This window comes from Syntrophomonas sp. (assembly GCF_028707975.1).
In the GTDB taxonomy this organism is placed as follows: domain Bacteria; phylum Bacillota; class Syntrophomonadia; order Syntrophomonadales; family Syntrophomonadaceae; genus Syntrophomonas.
On sequence record NZ_JAQVZX010000013.1, the window covers coordinates 1 to 19,064 of the forward strand.

Annotated in this window: 20 protein-coding genes; all 20 read left to right on the plus strand. The window is 44.2% G+C overall.

From position 1 onward, the window contains the following. A partial coding sequence (locus tag PHP87_RS03130; RefSeq protein ID WP_299918325.1) for a flagellar biosynthesis protein FlhA occupies positions 1 to 1,682 on the plus strand: 1,682 nt, incomplete at its 5' end. Then, a complete protein-coding gene (flhF, locus tag PHP87_RS03135; RefSeq protein ID WP_299918328.1) occupies positions 1,679 to 2,869 on the plus strand; it encodes a flagellar biosynthesis protein FlhF in 1,191 nt (396 codons plus the stop codon). The genes PHP87_RS03130 and flhF, both read left to right, overlap by 4 nt. Continuing rightward, a complete protein-coding gene (locus PHP87_RS03140) occupies positions 2,866 to 3,768 on the plus strand; it encodes a MinD/ParA family protein (RefSeq protein WP_299918331.1) in 903 nt (300 codons plus the stop codon). The genes flhF and PHP87_RS03140 overlap by 4 nt, the downstream gene beginning before the upstream one ends. 20 nt (positions 3,769 to 3,788) lie before the next feature. Continuing rightward, the gene (locus tag PHP87_RS03145) at positions 3,789 to 4,448 is read left to right on the plus strand and encodes a flagellar brake protein (protein WP_299918332.1); all 660 of its coding nucleotides are present in this window, start codon (positions 3,789 to 3,791) and stop codon (positions 4,446 to 4,448) included. 13 nt (positions 4,449 to 4,461) lie between these two features. Then, positions 4,462 to 5,520 carry a chemotaxis response regulator protein-glutamate methylesterase gene (locus PHP87_RS03150; RefSeq protein ID WP_299918334.1) on the plus strand — a complete coding sequence of 353 codons (1,059 nt, stop codon included), beginning with the start codon at positions 4,462 to 4,464 and terminating at the stop codon, positions 5,518 to 5,520. Positions 5,521 to 5,566: 46 nt separating this feature from the next. Continuing rightward, on the plus strand, positions 5,567 to 7,603 hold the full coding sequence (locus PHP87_RS03155) for a chemotaxis protein CheA (RefSeq protein ID WP_299918337.1): 2,037 nt from the start codon (positions 5,567 to 5,569) through the stop codon (positions 7,601 to 7,603). A gap of 25 nt (positions 7,604 to 7,628) precedes the next feature. Further along, positions 7,629 to 8,084, plus strand: a complete 456-nt coding sequence (locus PHP87_RS03160; RefSeq protein WP_299918401.1) for a chemotaxis protein CheW — start codon at positions 7,629 to 7,631, stop codon at positions 8,082 to 8,084. Between the two features lie 129 nt (positions 8,085 to 8,213). Continuing rightward, the gene (locus PHP87_RS03165; RefSeq protein ID WP_299918339.1) at positions 8,214 to 8,840 is read left to right on the plus strand and encodes a chemotaxis protein CheC; all 627 of its coding nucleotides are present in this window, start codon (positions 8,214 to 8,216) and stop codon (positions 8,838 to 8,840) included. Beyond that, complete coding sequence (locus PHP87_RS03170; protein ID WP_299918340.1) at positions 8,840 to 9,325, plus strand: chemotaxis protein CheD; 486 nt, start codon at positions 8,840 to 8,842, stop codon at positions 9,323 to 9,325. The genes PHP87_RS03165 and PHP87_RS03170 overlap by 1 nt, the downstream gene beginning before the upstream one ends. Beyond that, positions 9,326 to 10,111, plus strand: coding sequence for a FliA/WhiG family RNA polymerase sigma factor (locus PHP87_RS03175; RefSeq protein ID WP_299918342.1), 786 nt, complete (start codon positions 9,326 to 9,328; stop codon positions 10,109 to 10,111). 14 nt (positions 10,112 to 10,125) lie between these two features. Next, positions 10,126 to 11,529 carry a DUF342 domain-containing protein gene (locus tag PHP87_RS03180; RefSeq protein WP_299918343.1) on the plus strand — a complete coding sequence of 468 codons (1,404 nt, stop codon included), beginning with the start codon at positions 10,126 to 10,128 and terminating at the stop codon, positions 11,527 to 11,529. 19 nt (positions 11,530 to 11,548) lie between these two features. Continuing rightward, positions 11,549 to 11,869, plus strand: a complete 321-nt coding sequence (locus PHP87_RS03185; protein WP_299918347.1) for a hypothetical protein — start codon at positions 11,549 to 11,551, stop codon at positions 11,867 to 11,869. Between the two features lie 5 nt (positions 11,870 to 11,874). Beyond that, positions 11,875 to 12,603, plus strand: a complete 729-nt coding sequence (locus PHP87_RS03190; RefSeq protein ID WP_299918403.1) for a translation initiation factor IF-2 N-terminal domain-containing protein — start codon at positions 11,875 to 11,877, stop codon at positions 12,601 to 12,603. 510 nt (positions 12,604 to 13,113) lie between these two features. After that, entirely contained in the window at positions 13,114 to 13,812 is a 699-nt protein-coding gene (gene rpsB, locus PHP87_RS03195; protein WP_299918349.1) for a 30S ribosomal protein S2, read from the plus strand. A gap of 276 nt (positions 13,813 to 14,088) precedes the next feature. Continuing rightward, complete coding sequence (gene tsf, locus PHP87_RS03200; RefSeq protein WP_299918350.1) at positions 14,089 to 14,733, plus strand: translation elongation factor Ts; 645 nt, start codon at positions 14,089 to 14,091, stop codon at positions 14,731 to 14,733. A gap of 81 nt (positions 14,734 to 14,814) precedes the next feature. Continuing rightward, positions 14,815 to 15,531 (plus strand): UMP kinase, encoded by a 717-nt coding sequence (pyrH, locus tag PHP87_RS03205; protein WP_299918354.1) that lies wholly within the window; start codon positions 14,815 to 14,817, stop codon positions 15,529 to 15,531. 5 nt (positions 15,532 to 15,536) lie between these two features. Further along, positions 15,537 to 16,094 carry a ribosome recycling factor gene (gene frr, locus PHP87_RS03210; RefSeq protein WP_299918356.1) on the plus strand — a complete coding sequence of 186 codons (558 nt, stop codon included), beginning with the start codon at positions 15,537 to 15,539 and terminating at the stop codon, positions 16,092 to 16,094. A 90-nt stretch (positions 16,095 to 16,184) separates the two neighbouring features. Continuing rightward, positions 16,185 to 16,928, plus strand: coding sequence for an isoprenyl transferase (locus PHP87_RS03215; RefSeq protein ID WP_299918358.1), 744 nt, complete (start codon positions 16,185 to 16,187; stop codon positions 16,926 to 16,928). 23 nt (positions 16,929 to 16,951) lie between these two features. Further along, complete coding sequence (locus PHP87_RS03220; RefSeq protein WP_299918362.1) at positions 16,952 to 17,737, plus strand: phosphatidate cytidylyltransferase; 786 nt, start codon at positions 16,952 to 16,954, stop codon at positions 17,735 to 17,737. A 129-nt stretch (positions 17,738 to 17,866) separates the two neighbouring features. After that, entirely contained in the window at positions 17,867 to 18,979 is a 1,113-nt protein-coding gene (gene ytvI, locus PHP87_RS03225; RefSeq protein ID WP_299918365.1) for a sporulation integral membrane protein YtvI, read from the plus strand. The last annotated feature ends 85 nt before the right edge of the window (positions 18,980 to 19,064 follow it).

Consider the following 19,064-nt stretch of genomic DNA (forward strand, 5'->3'; position numbering starts at 1 on the left):
TTATAGTTATTACCAAAGGAGCAGAAAGGGTATCTGAAGTTGCCGCCCGCTTCACTTTGGATGCCATGCCGGGAAAACAAATGGCTATTGATGCTGATTTAAATGCTGGGCTCATTGATGAGGATACAGCCAGGAACCGGCGAGAAAACATCCAGCGGGAGGCCGATTTTTACGGGGCCATGGATGGTGCCAGCAAGTTCGTCAAGGGTGATGCTATCGCTGGTATAGTTATTATAATAATTAATATCGTTGGTGGCTTTATCATAGGTATGCTGCAAAAAGGCATGAGCTGGAACGAGGCTTTGCAGGTTTATACTTTGCTGACAGTTGGAGATGGGCTGGTAACGCAGATTCCGGCCCTGCTTATTTCAACGGCTACTGGAATTGTAGTTACCAGGAGCGCCTCGAAGCTGAGCCTGGGTCAGGAAATGACCACCCAGTTATTTGCCTATCCCAAAGCTATAGGTTTGGCCGCGGTTATTCTGCTGGTTCTGGGTACCATAGGTTTACCGCGGATACCCATGTATTCACTGGCAGCATTCTTCGGCATACTATATTTTGCTTTCCGCAATTCTACCGGGGAATTGGTGGATGAAGAGCATTTAGAGGAAGTGGAAGAAGCAGAGGCTATTAAGAAGCCGGAAAATGTGGTGGAGTTATTGCAGGTGGAAAAAATGGAGATGGAACTGGGTTATGGACTGATTCCACTGGTTGATGCCGAGCAGGGGGGGGATCTCCTGGATCGGATTGTTATGATTAGGCGGCAGTGTGCAGTAGAATTGGGTTTTATAGTACCTCCTATTCGTATACGGGATAATATGCAATTAAGGCCTAACAACTATGCGATAAAAATAAAGGGAACTCAAATTGCGGTGGGAGAATTACTGTTGGATCATTATCTGGCTATGGGACCAGGCATAGAAAACGATCATGAATTCCTGGGAATTGATACTATTGAGCCGGCATTTAATCTGCCGGCACGCTGGATTGACACGGCGGAAAAAGACCAGGCCGAGCTCAAAGGCTATACGGTGGTAGACCCACCATCAGTTTTGGCTACTCACCTGACCTCCATCATTAAAACGCATGCTTTTGAATTGTTGGGAAGACAGGAAATACAAAACACCATAAACTTTATTAAAGAACAGAATTCTGCAGTAGTGGAGGAATTAATTCCTGACTTGATGAATATTGGCGATGTACAAAAGGTTCTGGCCAATCTGCTCAAAGAACAGGTAGCTATAAGGGATATGGTTAGTATTTTGGAAACTCTGGCCGATTATGCGAAAATCACCAAGGATACTGATATATTAACTGAATATGTGCGGCAAGCCTTGAAGAGACAGATCAGTACCCAATATGCCGGTGAAGAGGGCAAGTTGAGTGTGTTGACTTTAGATCCCTCTCTGGAGGAAATATTAAGGGATTCCGTGCAGCAAAGTGACTTTGGTTCTTATTTGGCTCTTGATCCAGATATTGCACAAAAGATGATGGATAAGTTATCTTTGTATTATGAGGATTTAACTAATAAGGGTATTACTCCCGTTATTTTATGTGCACCGGTTTTGCGTTTGTATTTGAAACGTCTGATAGAGCGTTTCATTCCCCATCTGCTGGTGCTTTCTTATAATGAGATAGACAGTGGAATCAGTGTTGAAGTGATAGGGATGGTGTCACCATGATAATTAAAAAATTTATCGCCAAAGATTTTCAGGGGGCTTTAAAGCAGGCTAAGAAAGAAATGGGTAGTGATGCCATAATCTTGCATACCAGCAAGTTGAGAAGAGGAGGTATTTTAAGTTTCCTTTTTGCACCTCAAGTGGAAATAACTGTGGCCGTGGATGAAAAGTTGCAGGTAAATAGCGACCGGCTAAGAAAACCGGTATCTTCCCCGGTAGTTGCTACCGAAGCAAATGGCCCCGAATCTTCGCTGCAGGATAGGGATCCGGGGGAGAAAACCAGGGCTCAAACAGCGCCAGGCGAATTATTGCAGGAACTGCAAACGATGAAGAACCTTATGAAAGAGGTCAAGAACAAGATATCTGAAGTGGAGCAGATTAAAGGCATTTCTCAGGAAGTGCAGCCTTTTTACGAAACCCTGCTAAACAACCAGGTAGACAAAGAACTGGCTCTTAGCATAATCAGCCGGGTGGAATCCCGTTTGCCCCGGGATAGCAAAGGGGACGATGAACTTTGGGTGCGTGATTTGTGCTTGCATACGGTTCAGGAATACATAAAGGAAATACGGCCTATCGACTTGCCGTGGGATAGAAAGGGAGTCCTAGTTTTTATGGTAGGGCCTACCGGCGTAGGGAAGACCACGACCATAGCTAAATTGGCTGCCAACATGAGTTTTTTGGAAGGCAAGGATGTAGCCTTGATTACCCTGGACACCTACCGCGTTTCAGCTGCTCAGCAACTCAGAACCTTTGCTGAAATAATCGGTATACCTATAAGCGTAGTTTTTAATCCTCAGGATTTGGGAGCAGCCATTCATCACTATCAAGAAAAAGACGTTATTTTTGTGGATACGGCCGGGCGTAGTCCTTATAAGGATGAACATATGGAGGAACTGCAGGAGTTTATTGAAGTAGCTAATCCTGATGAAACTATTCTAGTATTGAGTGTTACTACTGACAGCAGTGACTTAATCAACATTTACCAGAAGTTTAACCACATTGGTGTGGATAAAATTATTTTTACCAAATTGGACGAAAGTTACAGTTACGGGAGGATTCTGAATACTATTTATCATATCCGCAAGCCTATTGCCTATTTAACTACGGGTCAAAATGTACCCGACGATATTGAGGTGCCTGATACCCTTGATTTGGCGCGCATGCTGCTTCGGGAAGGGGGAGGCTTATGAGAGACCAGGCGGAAAAATTAAGAGAAATGGCCTTAAACCTGAAGCAGGAAATAGAGGCTGAGATAAGCCGGGACTTAAGACATAGCCGGGTAGTGGTAATAAGCAGTGGTAAAGGCGGAGTGGGGAAAAGTACCCTGGCTCTTAACCTGAGCATAAAGCTATGTACCCGGGGTATGAAAGTAATACTGATGGATGCCGATATGGGCCTGGCTAACCTCGATGTTATGCTGGGTCTGGTTGCAAAATACAATATCTATCACATGGTTCAAGAAAAGAAGACCCTGGCAGATATCACCATATCGGGCCCGGAGGGCTTAAAAATCATTCCCGGGGGATCGGGCATAAGTGAGCTGGCAAACCTAAAGGAAAATGAACTAAAGAGAATACTGGTAGAATTACGCAAGCTGGATGGTGCATATGACTATATGATTATAGATACCGGGGCTGGTATCTCCAAGAGTGTAATGGCTTTTCTTCTGGCGGCTGATGACATAATCGTTATAACTACTCCTGAACCAACTGCCATAACTGATGCATATAGTACAATTAAGAATGTGGCAAAAAATGCTTTTAAGGGAAATATATTCTTGGTAGTCAACCGGGTAGCCAATGATTCTGAAGGAATACTGGTAGCGGAAAAATTCAAACTGGTCTGCCAGAAATTCCTTTCCTGTGAGATTAAAATATTGGGTCATATTGAAAACGAACCCTTAATTGGAGAAGGAATCAGGCGTCAGAAAGCTTTTGTCCAGATTTACCCCCGAAGCACAGCCAGTAGGAATATCAATGCTATTATTGACAGAATGATTGAAGTTAGTGGTATGAATGTCCCCGATTTAAAGGCAAAAAGCGGGGGAATAAGGAAATTTATTGAGAAAATGGCTGGTTTGATTAAGTGAGATAAAGGGAGAACTAATCAATGAAAGCACATGTTATCAAGGTTAATCACCTTCTGGAAATCGAAATGGAAAATGATAGCGAAAAGGAATATATTCCCAGTCGCTTGGAAGAGATTAGTGGGGATTACTGGCATATTTCCATGCCTATGCGCAAAGGTATATACATCACCATGCGGGTAGGTCAGAAGATTAGAATTGTTTTGCGCTATAAGAAGACTATGTTTGCCGCCTCTACAGTTATTGCCGCCCGCAGGAGGGGCCATATTCCGGTTTTAATAGTAAATAAACCTCAGGATTTGGTGGCTATAAACCAGAAAAGGACATATGTTCGACTTAGCGTGGCCATTCCAGTAGGCTTCAGATTGTTATTGCCTGGTGGGGAGAAGGGGGAACTTGTGGAAGGAGTTACCGGCGATATCAGTGCCGGGGGTATGCTTTTGTTTTCCACGCAAGAAATGGAGAAAGAACAAAAAATTGAAATAGAGATAAAACTACCGGATAGCGAGTCAATTTTCTGCCAGGCACATGTGGTAAGGGTATTGGATAAAGCAACTAAAGAAGGAACCCATAACAAATATGCTGTGGAATATGATGATATTAATGAAGGACAGCGCGACCGGATATTCAGATTCATTTTTGATAAGCAACGCGAATGGCTGAGAAAAGGAGTAACAGAATAGAGGAGGCTGTCACATGCCCAAGAAGAGGGTGCTGGTGGTTGATGATTCTGCTTTTATGCGCAAAATGATTGCTGACATAATCAATAGTGATGATGGGCTCGTAGTGGCGGGAAAAGCCGGCAATGGTCTGGAGGCCCTGGAGAAAATCAAAGAACTGCAGCCGGATGTAGTTATAATGGATGTTGAATTGCCGGTTCTCGATGGTTTGTCAACCCTGAGCCGGATAATGGAGTTCCAACCGCTGCCGGTAATAATGTTTAGCAGTCTGACCAGGGAAGGAACGGAGCAAACCTTAAAGGCTTTGCAGCTGGGTGCGGTTGATTTTATTCCCAAGCCATCAGGGCAGATATCTCTGAACATCAGCAGCATTAAAGAGGAGCTTATCAAAAAGCTCAAGATGGCGGCAAATACTAAAAGAAAACTACAAGTATACAAGAGCCTTCCCGAGCCGATTTTAAAAACGGAAAAGTCGCTGCCAGATCAGGGCGGGAGGCTAAATAAATTGCTGGTTATTGCCACCTCTACCGGGGGACCCAAAGCTCTGTATCAGGTCATTCCCCGCTTCCCGGCTGACTTAGATGCGGCCATTTTAGTAGTGCAGCATATGCCTCCTGGTTTCACCAGATCGTTGGCGGAAAGACTGGATTCACTGTCGGAAATGAAAGTGAAGGAGGCCGAGCAAGGAGAAAAAGTGCTGCCTGGTTGTGTTTATATAGCTCCGGGCGATTATCATTTAAAAACCAGATCACGCTTAAAGGGAATGGAAAACGAACTATACATAGAGCTGGATCAATCAAAGCCCCGAGGAGGACTGCGACCGGCAGCCGATATTATGTTGGAATCGATAGCTGAGCAATTTTGGTCTAATATAGTATGTGTAATTATGACGGGTATGGGTCATGATGGGGCGGCAGCGCTACCGTATATTAAGGAGAAGAAGGGAAAGATTATCGCGGAACATCAATCTACTTGTATTGTATATGGCATGCCCAAAGCTGCGGTGGAAACAGGATTGGTAGACAAGATAGTCCCACTTTCGGAAATCAGTGAGGAAGTATTAAGGATGCTATAATCGGCTGGCTGCTACAAGCGGGCTATTTCTTATGGAGGTGATTGAGATGAAAATGGATATGTCCCAATATCTGGATGTTTTTTTGGAGGAGAGTAAAGAACACCTGGAGAGCCTGAACCAAAAACTACTGGACTTGGAGAAAAACTCCGGAGATATTGCGGCTTTGAACGAAATATTTCGGGCTGCCCACACCCTTAAAGGTATGTCTTCAACCATGGGCTTTGAAGACCTGGCCGATCTAACCCATCATATGGAAAATGTATTATCTGATTTGAAAGAAGGTCTTTTGGAGGTTAATTCCCAAGTCGTAGATATTCTCTTTCAATGCTTTGACCGAATCCAGCTAATTATTGAGCGGATTGAATCCAATGGTTCTGGAGAAATGGATAACAGCGAGTTGGTTATGATCCTGGAAGGCATTAAGAGAGGCAATTTTCAGATGACAACCCCGACAACAGGGAGTGTGCAGAACTCGAAGCAGGAGGAAAGCCTTAAAAAACCACCGTATTCCAATACTTCTTCATTTGAATTTAATCAGTATGATATGACGCTTATGCGCGAAGCAGCCAGCAGAAATTTTAATAGTATATATATTAAACTGGTCGTGGATTCGGGTTGTTTGATGAAGTCGGTTCGCGCCTTTATGGTTTTTAAGGCTTTGGAAGAAGATAGTGAAATCATAAAGTCTCTGCCTCCGGCTGCAGATTTAGAAGAAGGGAAATTCGAAGAGAAAATCGAACTTCTGGTTATAAGTGCTTCACCCTCGAGCGAGCTGGAAAAGCGTTTGAACGCTATTTCAGAAATCAAGGTTATGGAGATTAAAGAAATTGACTTAGCTTCCCTGAGCCCAGACACTCTGCCAGAAGCGAACGGGAATTTGATTAGCGGCAGTCAGGATCTGCATAAGGAGAGTAAAGGGATGCAAAAAGGGCACAAAGTCAAACAGACCGTTCGGGTTGACATTGATCGCCTGGATGTTTTGATGAACCTGGTGGGTGAACTAGTCATGCACAAGGGGCGCCTGGAACAAATCGGAGCGATCAGCAAAATCGCGGAGCTTAACGAAACCATTGAACAGATCGACCGGATTAGCGGAGATCTTCAATCAGTGGTGATGAAAGTGCGTATGGTTCCAGTTGAACAGGTATTTAACCGTTTTCCCCGGATGGTAAGAGACCTGGCCAAGGAGTTGAATAGGGAAGTTGATTTTCTTATTGAAGGCAAAGAAACTGAACTGGATCGAACCGTTATTGATGAAATTGGCGATCCACTGGTGCACTTGTTGAGAAATGCCATTGACCATGGGGTCGAATCACCTCAAGATCGTTTGAAGAGGGGAAAGACGCAGAAAGCCACCGTAATGCTGCGAGCTCGGCATGAAGGGAACAATGTATATATTGAGGTGGAAGATGACGGGGCAGGAATTAATATCAAAAGAGTAATGGAGAAAGCAGTGGAAAAAGGAATTATAAGCCTTAAAGAAGCGGAACTTATGAGCCCTGAGGAGGCTATTCAAATCCTGTTTAATCCTGGTTTTACTACGACCGAGAATATCACCGATGTCTCAGGGCGGGGAGTGGGACTGGATGTAGTTAAAACTAAGATAGAGTCTCTGTCCGGGGAGATATTTGTTGATTCCAGGCCTGGCCAGGGAACCCGGTTTAAGATTAAATTGCCTTTAACCCTGGCCATTATTCAAGCCCTGATGATTTCCGTAAGCCAGGAAATCTATGCAATACCTCTGGGTTCAGTAGATGAAACGACCATGATTAAAAGTGAAGATATCAAAGCGGTACAAAACCAGGAAGTTATAGTACTCAGGGGAAATGTACTACCATTATTCCGGTTGGCCAGCCTTTTGGAAATACCAGGCGATGTTACTAAGAAAGACGAAATGTATGTAGTGATAGTACGCAAAGGCGAACGACAAATTGGTCTGGTAGTGGATACCCTGATAGGACAGCAGGAAATAGTAATCAAATCCCTGGGTAGAATACTGACCGGTATTCCCGGCATAGCAGGAGCAATTGTGTCTGGGGATGGCTTCGTAAGACTAATCATTGATGTTGCCACCCTTTTTTAATCGGAGGTGTGAATTTGTGGATGAGATGATAAATCTGCAAAGTGAAGAAGACTTGAGCCCGGATGATGGTATCCAGGTAGTAGCTTTCCGGCTGGGAAAAGAAGAATATGCCGTAGATATCTTGCATGTTCAGGAGATTGTGCGTCTCCTGAGCATTACCCGAGTACCCCGCAGTGCTAAGCATATTGAAGGGGTGGTGAACCTCAGGGGCAATATTGTTGCCATAATAAACCTGCATAAGCGTTTCAATATTGCATCTGCAGGAGAGGTGGAGGATAAACGCATCGTGGTTTTCCAGTTTGATGATTTAAAAGCGGGAATTATTGTAGATGAAGTGTCCGAGGTTCTAGCTTTGAATAGTAAGGATATAGAAGAAACCGACAAGGTCTATAGTTCAATGAGTTCGGATTTCATCAAGGGAATTGCCCGATTAGAAGATAGACTTTTTCTTTTGTTGGATCTGCAAAAGATTGTCGAATAAAGGATTTCCCTAATTAAAGTAGTATACATATGCTAAACAGATAATTGGCTACTGCCCCCCATATAATACTTAAATGCTATTTAACTGTTTTTCGCAGAGTAATCAACAAAGGGAGCTAGGTGAAGGTAATTGGTATATGATTTCAGTGAGCTTTCTGGTATGCAATTAGATATTCTCAAAGAAATTGGCAATATAGGTTCAGGAAATGCGGCTACAGCTTTGGCTCAGCTGTTAAATGCCAAGATTGATATGAATGTCCCCCAGGTAAATATTTTGCCTTTTGCCGAGGTGCCTGATTTGGTGGGCGGACCCGATCTTCATGTGGTAGGTCTTTTCCTGCTTGCCAGCGGTTCTGCTCCTGCCAGTATACTCTTTCTTCTACCCGTAGATAAAGCCTGTTTGCTGGTAGATATGCTGATGGGAAAAGAGTGGGGACAGACTAATCCCGAAATTCTTTCCGATATGGATATCTCAGCCCTTATGGAATTGGGCAATATTATCTGCGCTACCTACCTAAATGCTCTGGCCATGTTTACCCAACTGGAGTTTCGTCCTTCAGTTCCGGCCCTGGGAATCGATATGGCAGGGGCTATTTTGAACTCAGTACTGGCTCAATTCGGGGCTGTGGCTGACCATGTTCTGGTCCTGGAAACACAATTTAAAAGGGAGGAGCAGGAAATAGTGGGTCATTTTTTTCTCCTGCCTGAGCCCGGTTCTCTAGACGTTATTCTAGCATCGCTTGGGGTGAGTCTATAATGAGCAAAATTATTCAAGTTGGTATGGCTGACTATAAGTTGGCTACAGCTCCAGACAAACTGATAACCGCTGGTCTGGGTTCCTGTATCGGTATATGTCTTTATGATAAAGCGATTAAATTAGGAAGTTTGACCCACATAATGTTGCCTTCCAGCAGCCAGGCCAAAAACACCTCCAATGAAGCCAAGTTTGCCGATACTGGAATAAAGCTGGCTATCAGGGAAATGGAAAAAAAGGGGGCCATACCCGCGCGCCTCCTGGCTAAAATAGCTGGAGGTGCGCAGATGTTCAAGTTTTCAGGGGAGAGCGATATCATGAAAATTGGAGAGCGTAACAGCATAGCGGTGAAGGAAAACCTGGAAGTACACCGAATTAAGTTGCTCTCCAGCGATACGGGCGGAAACTATGGCCGTACCATTATTTTTGATCTCGAAACCGGGGATTTGCTGGTGAAGACCATTGGACACGGGGAGAGAGTTATTTAAATGAAACCCGATTTGAAGCCAGATACCATGTCATTATGGATTCGACTAAAAGAGAATGAGGACATTGAGGCCAGAGACCAGTTGATTATTCACTTTGCACATCTGGTAAAGTATGTAGCTAGCCGTCTGGCCATTCATCTTTCTTCACTGGTTGAACTGGATGAGTTGATTTCTTATGGGATTGAGGGCTTGATAGACGCTATTGAGAAATTTGACCATAAACGAAATATCAAGTTCGAAACTTATGCTTTAACCCGAATAAGGGGTTCAATGATAGATGGCTTACGTTCCATGGATTGGATTCCCGTTTCATTACGTCAGAAAAGCAAGCAACTGGAAAAGGCTTATATGACCGTTGAAACCAGGTTGGGACGGTCAGCCAGCGATTCGGAGGTGGCTGAAGAATTAGGCCTGAACCTTGATGAATTGGCGGTACTCTTAAGGGATGTAGCTGCAACCACGATAATATCTTTAGATGACTTTTTACTCGGCGAAGATGGGGATCAGAAGAAAAAACGCATGGTTGACATCTTGGAAGACCATAACAGCGTAAGTGCTCTGGATTTAGTGGAATTCAACGAAGTTAAGGATTTACTTGCCAAAGCCATTTCCCGTTTGCCAGATAAAGAAAAAATGGTGGTCTATTTATACTATTACGAAGGTTTAACTCTGAAGGAGATAGGTGCTGTCATCAGCCTATCGGAATCACGAATATCCCAGCTGCATACCAAGGCCATACTGAGGTTAAGGGGAAGCCTGAGCAAAAAGAAAAACCTGGTGGTTTAAGAGGGGGCTGAATTATGGCAGAGGAAAAGAAAATCGATGGGTACGTCAAAACAATAGTTCATAAGGATATGATGCGGGCCTTCATCGAAATTATTGGCCCTGAGGCGGAAGGAGTACCGTGTTCGCTGGAACAGGTCAAAAAAGCACTGGCGGAAAAAGGGGTAGTATACGGAATAAATGAAGAGGCTCTCCAGCAAGCCGTGCTAGAAGAGAACTGGCATCGTGAAATATTGGCAGCGGAAGGTTTGGTACCGGTTGATGGGATTAATGCCTCAATTATCTTCAAGTTTCCTTTGCCTAAAGAAAGGATGGGCCCTAAAGTAGATGACAAAGGCAATGTTGATTACCATGATTTGGGCTTGATTTATAATGTTAAAAAGGGCACCTTGCTGGCTGAGAGGATTCCAGCCGTTGAAGGCCAGCCTGGGATTAATGTTATGGGAGTGCAGATTCCCCCAAAAAGGGCCAAAGAACTGCGCATACCACGGGGCAAAAACACGATAGCGGATAACGAAGAGAGGTTCCTGTATGCAGCCACTGATGGACATGTAACCATAATTGACAATAAAGTCGTCATCGATCCTATTCTGCAGATTAATGGAAACATAGATTATTCAACGGGAGACATAGATTTTATTGGAAATATCTTAATAAGCGGAGTGGTAAATAGCGGCTTCAAGGTTAAAGCTGAAGGAGATATAGAAATAAATGGGTTTATTGAAGGTGCTGATGTTACGGCCGGGGGTAATATTGTAGTTAAAGGGGGCATTACCGGCGGCCTAAAGAGCATGGTAAAGGCTGGGGAGAGCATTTATGCCCGGTTTATTGAAAATTCCCGGGTGGAAGCGAGAAAAGATGTAATCGTAAAAGACGCCATAATGCAATCCTTCGTTAAGGCTGGAGGTAGTGTCCGGGTTAGCGACAGAAAAGCCATAATTGTTGGCGGTTGCATTCAGGCTTTTCAAGAAGTCGAATCCAAAGTTCTGGGTTCTCAGTTGGCCACCCAAACCGTTGTGGAGGTGGGAATTAATCCACTGTTCAGGGCCGAATACCAGAAATTAATTAAGCAAAGGGTCGAAAAGAAAAGGTTGTTTGACAACCTCAGCCATAACTTGCAGATCTTTCAGAGAAGTGGAGTATCGCCGGACAGTCTTAGTGAGAACAAGAGACGAACCTTATTAAAGATGTTGGATGATTTTAAAAACCTGCGCCAGGAACTAGCCGAGATGGAAGAGAGAATAATATATCTGGAAGAGGAGTTTGAAAAGGGCAGTATGGCCAAGGTTAAGGTATTAGAGACAGTATATCCGGGAGTGCGGGTAAGCATAGGGCATTCTATGTATATTGTAAATGATACAGCAAAATTCACCGCTTTTGTTCTGGATCAGGGGGAAGTAAAGTTAACTTCGCTCCGCTAGGGCTAAGGAGGAAGATATAATGACCATTAGAAGCGTTGATATGCAAGTTCTCGTACAGAAGGTTGGCGATGTAGCCAGGATACAACAAAGCCAGCAATTGGAGAATAATAGCAGACAGCAAGAGTTTGTACAACAGATTAGCCAGCAAACGGATAAGAATGCAAAAACCGTAAACCAGATGTTGAGAAATGAACAAGCCTATGTACATGAAAAACAGGAAAAGGAGGAATCAGGAAAAAAGAAGCGTACCAAAAAAGGGAAAAGCGAGAAAATGGCGAATAAGGACAAGATGGAGGCGCGGCTCAATAACCCAGGTAATAAGCTGGATATTACTGTTTGAAGAAGGTGAATACCATAGGCAGCTATTCTATAATTCTGGTCTTGTTTCTGGCGGCGATGCTTATCTTTATCATTGCGCAAAGGTCTTCTCATATGGGTACTTATTCTCAGGAACTCAAGCAAACTGTACTTGAAGCCAGTGCCATAAGAGATGAACTGGAAAAGATGATGGAGAACAGTTTAAGCATTTCTGAATTGATAGTTGATCGCCTAGATACTGGAGCAAGCAGTGCGAACCACAGTTTATCAAGGGAAGAAGATTTGCTTGCTGTTCAAGAAGAGGAATCGACTTCTTCTCTGCTCCCGCTTGGTGAAAAAAATGTCAGTGGAGTAAAAGTAAGGATTTATGAACTGGCTCGGGATTTGGAGATGAATAGCAAAGAATTGATTCAGCTGCTTAAGGATATGGGTTATAGTTATTCCCACCATATGAACCAGCTCAGTCAAGAAACGGCAAAAATCATTAAAGCCAAAATCTTGGAAAATAACCCGGCTTCTCCACCTGCTTCCTTACTGGAGACGGATGTTTTTACTGAAGAAGAAACAGCCATAAAGGAAGAGCGACCCTTGGATGAGTTTTCCCTGCTTGAGCTGAGAACCGCCCACCCCTACCTGGCTGTACGAAGCCTGCATGAAAAGGGCTATAGTGTCAAAGAGATTGCCCAGATACTGGAACGGGGTCAAGGAGAAGTAAGTTTGATACTTAACCTGACCCAAAAAAAATCAGTGATCTAAGGACACAGTCCATGCCCTTGTCACTCTTTTTTTTTGCTTAAACTTGACGCCACTGCAAAAAACCCTTTTTGTTGCATAAGGGTTGCATGAATATACAAAACGCTGGTGAAGGTGAAAGCGGGCGGTCGAAGACCGCCCCTACAATGTCTTGCGGTCGCTAGTTGTTGCGCCTGATTCGGAACGACACGGGGGTCGTTCCCTACATAGCCTGCGGTCGCTATTAAGGATGCACCCTGCGGGCACTTCTGATGCACCCTGCGGGCACTTCTGATGCTCCCTGCGGTCGCTATTAAGGATGCTGAGCGGTATATTTATGCGCACTAATGCGTATTTATTACTTTTTGCAGTGACATCAAACTTTTGATTTCCCCAACTTGCCAATCAATATAATTTTGTGATATATTATCTTGTGGAAAATACACACGCCAGTGGACTTCCTGAAAGGTGCTAGCGATAGTCTTCAAGAAGGATGAGACGGCGGAGGAAAAAACTGAAAGGGAGTGCATATTTTTGTCAGTAGTAACCATGAAGCAACTCCTGGAGGCAGGAGTGCATTTCGGACACCAGACTCGCCGGTGGAACCCCAAGATGGCAACCTATATTTATATGGAGAGAAATGGAATCTATATTATTGACCTGCAGCAGACAGTTAAGAAATTTGATGCGGCCTATGATTTTGTCAAGAGTGTGGCTGCGGCAGGAAAAGGGGTTCTCTTTGTCGGTACCAAGAAACAAGCGCAGGAAACGATTAGAGAAGAAGCTGGCAGGTGTGGCATGTATTTTGTGAACCAGCGCTGGCTGGGAGGCATGTTAACCAATTACAAAACCATCAAAAGGCGGGTTCTTCGCCTGAAGGAACTGGAAAGACAGGAAGCCGAGGGGGCTTTTGAGGTATTGAGTAAAAAGGAAGTAGCCCGCCTGCTGAACGAAAGAGAGCGTCTGGAAAGGTTCCTGGGAGGTATAAAAGAAATGGACAAACTGCCAGGAGCAGTTTTTGTAGTAGATCCCCGCAAGGAAAGAATAGCGGTAGCGGAAGCCCGCAAGCTTAATATTCCTGTGGTAGCCATAGTGGATACAAACTGTGACCCGGATGAAATTGACTATGTTATACCGGGAAATGATGATGCCATACGGGCGGTGAAATTAATCTCCTCCAGAATAGCCGATGCAGTATTGGAGGGTAAACAAGGGGAACAAATTACGGCATAAAGGGGAGAGGGGGTGTTGGTGTAATCCGCCCCCTTTTTCGTGCTATTTTCGTGCTAAGAATTAGCGTAAAGAGGATTTTTAAAATTAACCCCCCGTAGCTGAGCGTAATTCCTATCTGGAGTACCGTAGGGTGGAGGACAGAACCACCAATGAAAATAAAGGCATTACAGGGGGTTATTATAGACGCTGATTTACACAGATATATTATGATATATATCAGAAGGACCGTCCCCATGATATATTATCTTGCTAACCAAATTTAAGGAGGCTAATAATGTGATTACTGCTGAAATGGTTAAAGAACTTCGGGAGCGAACTGGTGTCGGCATGATGGATTGTAAAAAGGCCCTGGTCGAGACCAATGGTGATATGGAAAAGGCGATTGACGAATTAAGAACCAAAGGCCTGGCCAAGGCAGCAAAAAAAGCTGGCCGGATAGCCAGCGAAGGGGTGGTAACTTCTTATATACATGGTGGTGGTCGGATAGGGGTATTGGTGGAAGTGAACTGCGAGACTGATTTTGTCGCCAAAACCAACGATTTCAAGCAACTGGCCTATGATATTGCCATGCAGGTTGCTGCTTCCAATCCGGAATACCTTAATCGTGAGAGCGTGCCCCAGGAAGTTATTAACCGGGAGAAAGAAATCTTGAAGGCCCAGGCTCTGGAAGAAGGCAAACCGGAAAAGGTTATCGAGAAAATGGTGGAAGGTCGGGTAGAAAAGTTTTTTAAAGAACGCTGCTTAATGGAGCAAGCCTTTATAAAGGACCTTGATAAAAGCGTTCAAGAACTGGTAAATGAGAATATAGCCCGAATGGGTGAGAACATAAATGTAAGAAGGTTTGCGCGTTACGAAGTGGGCGAAGGAATTGAAAAAAAGAGCTGTGATTTTGCCAGTGAAGTTATGTCCCAGATCAAATAAAGAGCAGTATGCTGAATGCCTGGTAACTCCGAAAATAATGTTTTAGCTTCTGCTTTTAGAAGCAGTCCGGGAGGTAATCATTTGCAAAAGCCCAAGTTTAAACGTGTAGTATTAAAACTTAGTGGAGAAGCACTGGCCGGCCATAATGCTTCTGGCATTGATAACGAAGTATTGAATTCCATCGCCCAGCAGGTGGTGGAAGTAGTACAGCAGGAAGTGCAAGTAGCCATAGTTGTTGGGGGAGGTAATATTTGGCGTGGTGTAGCTGGAAGCGCCAAGGGCATGGATCGAGCTACTGCGGATTATATGGGGATGCTGGCTACAGTAATTAATGCCCTGGCCTTGCAAGATGCCTTGGAACAGGAGGGTATGGGAACCCGGGTTATGTCAGCCATTGAAATGAAAGAGGTCTGTGAGCCCTATATCCGGCGCAGGGCTATTCGCCATTTGGAAAAGGGACGGGTGACTATTTTTGCCGCTGGAACCGGCAACCCTTATTTTTCCACAGATACCGCAGCCGCTTTGAGGTCAGCTGAAATTGAGGCTGAAGTGATACTTATGGCCAAAAAAGTGGATGGGGTCTATGATGCAGATCCGGTTAAGAACCCGGCGGCTCATAAATTCGACCGTTTGAATTACATAGATGTCTTAAGCCGGGGATTAGGGGTAATGGACTCCACAGCAGCATCCCTTTGCATGGATAATGGGATTCCCATTATTGTCTTTGATTTGACCCAGGAGGGTAATATTTTAAAGGCAGTAATGGGTGAAGATATAGGAACCTATGTAGGGAGGTAAAAAGAGTGATTAAGGACATTTTAAGTGATACTGAAGACAGAATGAAAAAAACCATTGAACATTTGAGAAAAGACCTGGCATCGTTAAGAGCAGGCAGAGCCAATCCCGCCATGGTGGAAAAGATTATGGTTGATTACTATGGGCAGCTTACTCCCATTAATCAACTGGCTAACATAACCGTGCCTGAAGCCCGATTGTTGGTTATACAGCCCTGGGATAAGACCATTATTTCTGCCCTTGAAAGAGCCATTATGAAATCTGATCTGGGGATAAATCCCTCCAATGATGGAAATGTAATACGGCTGGCTATCCCCCAGTTGACAGAAGAAAGAAGGAAGGAACTGGTCAAGGTGGTTCGGAAAAGAGCAGAAGAAGCCCGGGTAGCGGTAAGAAATATTCGCCGGGATGCCAACGATCTCTTGAAGAATGGAGAAAAGGAAAAGCTTATTTCTGAGGATGAAAACAAAAAGGGTATGGATGATATTCAAAAGGAAACGGATCGGAATATTAAAGATATAGACAGTGTGTTGCAGGCCAAAGAGAAAGAAATAATGGAAGTCTAGATTTTTCTTTCGCATTCTCCTGGCTATGGTTATAATGTTACTAGCATATAATACCCCCTGATGGGGGTTTTTAGTTTAGGGTGAAAGCGTATGGCCATAAATAATAAAACGAAATGGGAAGAGCTTATCAATCGAAACAATCTACCGCAGCACATAGCCATAATTATGGACGGAAACGGGCGCTGGGCAAGCAAGCGTCTTATGCCCAGAACTATGGGGCATCGGGCTGGGATGAGTTCCTTGAAGGAAGTGGTGCGGGCCTGTTCAGATGTCGGCGTATCCACCCTGACCGTCTTTGCCTTTTCTACGGAGAACTGGAAGCGTCCTTTGCCAGAAGTTGACTATCTAATGAAACTTCTGGTGGAATATCTTCACCGGGAATTAGATGAATTACATGCCAATGCAGTTCGTATTAATGTACTGGGGGACTATAATTCTCTACCTCAGCAATGTCGGCAGGAAATAACGGAAGCACTGCAGATTACCCAACATAACAAGGGTTTAAAGTTTAATATTGCCCTCAACTATGGTTCCCGGGCGGAGATTATAGCTGCAGTTAAGAAGCTGGCAAGCAAGCTTTTAACCGGGGAAATAAGCGCCGAAGATATTTCAGAGGAGAGCTTTGCTGCTTGTTTAACCACCGTAGGGCTGCCAGATCCTGACTTATTAATAAGAACAGCAGGAGAGATGCGAATAAGCAATTTTCTTCTCTGGCAGATTGCCTATACTGAACTCTGGGTTACCGATTGCCTGTGGCCGGATTTTTCCCGGGAGCACCTTATGCAGGCTATCTGGGATTTCCAGCACCGGGAAAGGCGTTTTGGCGGGATTTAGTAAAAGCTAACAGGGGGAGAAGAATGTTTAAAACCAGGGTAATAAGTTCGCTTATCGGGGTTCCCCTCTTACTCGCCGTTTTTTACCAGGGGGGATGGTATTGGAAAGGCTTTTTTATTTTCTTGGCCATCATTGGACTTTATGAATTCTATCGTATGATTTTAAGCAGGGGGCATAGGATTCTCCAGTTGCCCGGTTATTTCCTGCTCTTAATTTTATTATTAGGATCGGATTATCCTCAGTACTTACTTCCGGGCATTTACCTTTTATTAGTGGCAGCACTATTGTATTTTGTCCTTTGCTATCCCCGTTTTTCACCGCTGGATTTGGCCTGGACGTTTTTGGGTTCTTCCTATATCGGCTTTTTGTTGGGCTATGCTTTGCAGATTGCTGACCTTGACCAGTCTTTTTTGCTAATACTCCTGGCCTTTCTTCTTACCTGGGCCAGTGACATAGGGGGTTACCTTTTTGGTTCTGTTTGGGGCACATATAAAATGATTCCTTTACTCAGCCCGGGAAAGAGCTGGGAAGGAGCAGCAGGATCGCTATTCTTATCTGTATTGGTTTCATTTTTGTTTTTTAAATTCTTGCACCTGGGGCAGCCGGGGATTAGCCCAGTAATTTTACTGGGCGTGGTAGCAAGTATTCTGGCCCAGTGCGGGGATCTGTTTATTTCTGCTATCAAAAGATATTCTGGTGTTAAGGATACCGGAAAGATTATACCCGGCCACGGGGGAGTGCTGGATCGTTTTGACGCCTTTCTCCTGGTGGTGCCTGCGGTTTATTATTTCTTTGTTTATTGGGGATGAGTCAGGGGGCGGTTCTTTGACTCAAAAATTTGACAGCTATTAAGGTCAGCTAAAATGTGGGGATAGAGGTAAACATAGGGTGATTAGTCTCGAAAATCTCGCTAAAATAGGTTTAAGGAGTTTATGTCTTTGGATCCGGAATTACAAAAATATTTAAAAACACTGAGCAAGACATCCATAATGGTAATGGTGCTGCTGGCTATTTACCTTTTATTCCATTATGTATTTCCCTTGGCTGGGAAAATCCTGGCTCATTTACCCAGCCTGTTTTTACCCTTTATTTTTGCCATCCTGCTGGCGGTAATTATTGAACCGGTAGTAAATTTCTTTGAGAAAAAGGCTCATCTTAATAGGAATTGGTCGGTAGTCATTAGTCTGCTGCTCGTAGTGGGAGGCTTTTTTTCCCTGCTGTCCTTGCTTGTTTCCCGAATAATAAATGATATGTCCCGACTCTATCCCCAGCTTCTGCATTATTCTGAACAAATGACGGCCGGCTTTATGCTGGCTATCAGTGATTTGAAGCTCTTTTATCTGGGCCTCAATCTCTCCCCCCAGGCTCAAATAGCCCTGCAGAAAAATATGGAGAACGGGATAAAGCTGGTAAGCAGCCTGATGGAAAAGAGTATTAATGGATTGGTTCATGGCCTGGCTATGTTGCCAGGCATCCTGGTTTTTCTAATGATTGCCACCGTTGCTACCTTTTTTATAATTAAAGATCGAGCCATGATAAGAACTTTCATCATGCAATGGATTCCCGGTAATGTTCGCTCCAAAACTCGGGAAGTATTTGCTGAACTCTTCCGGGTTCTGGTAGGGTTTGTTAAAGCTTACAGCATACTTATATCGGTTACCACCATAGTTACTATGGTGGCCTTGAGGATATTGGGTCTTGACTATGTAATTACCATTGGCATAATCGTAGGCCTCCTGGATATCCTTCCGGTTTTGGGACCGGGAGCCTTTTTTATCCCCTGGATTATATGGCAATTTATGGCGGGCGACCTGCGCCTGGGGATTAGCCTAATGATTGTTTATCTCTTGATTTCAGTAGTCAGGCAGTTCCTCGAACCCAAGATAGTGGGAGATAATATTGGTTTGCATCCCCTGGCCACTTTGATATCGCTTTATGCCGGTTTGCAGTTGGGCGGGCTTACGGGGATGATACTGGGTCCGGTTTTGCTGGTGATACTGATTGCCGGTTATCGGGCGGGTATATTTGACGGTCTTAACTGGAGGAAATAAAATCTCGCCTTCGTCGGGTATTGCATCCATGCTTCGTCAACGCTCGCTTGTATATTTATACAAGCCTTATGCATCAAAAGAGGTA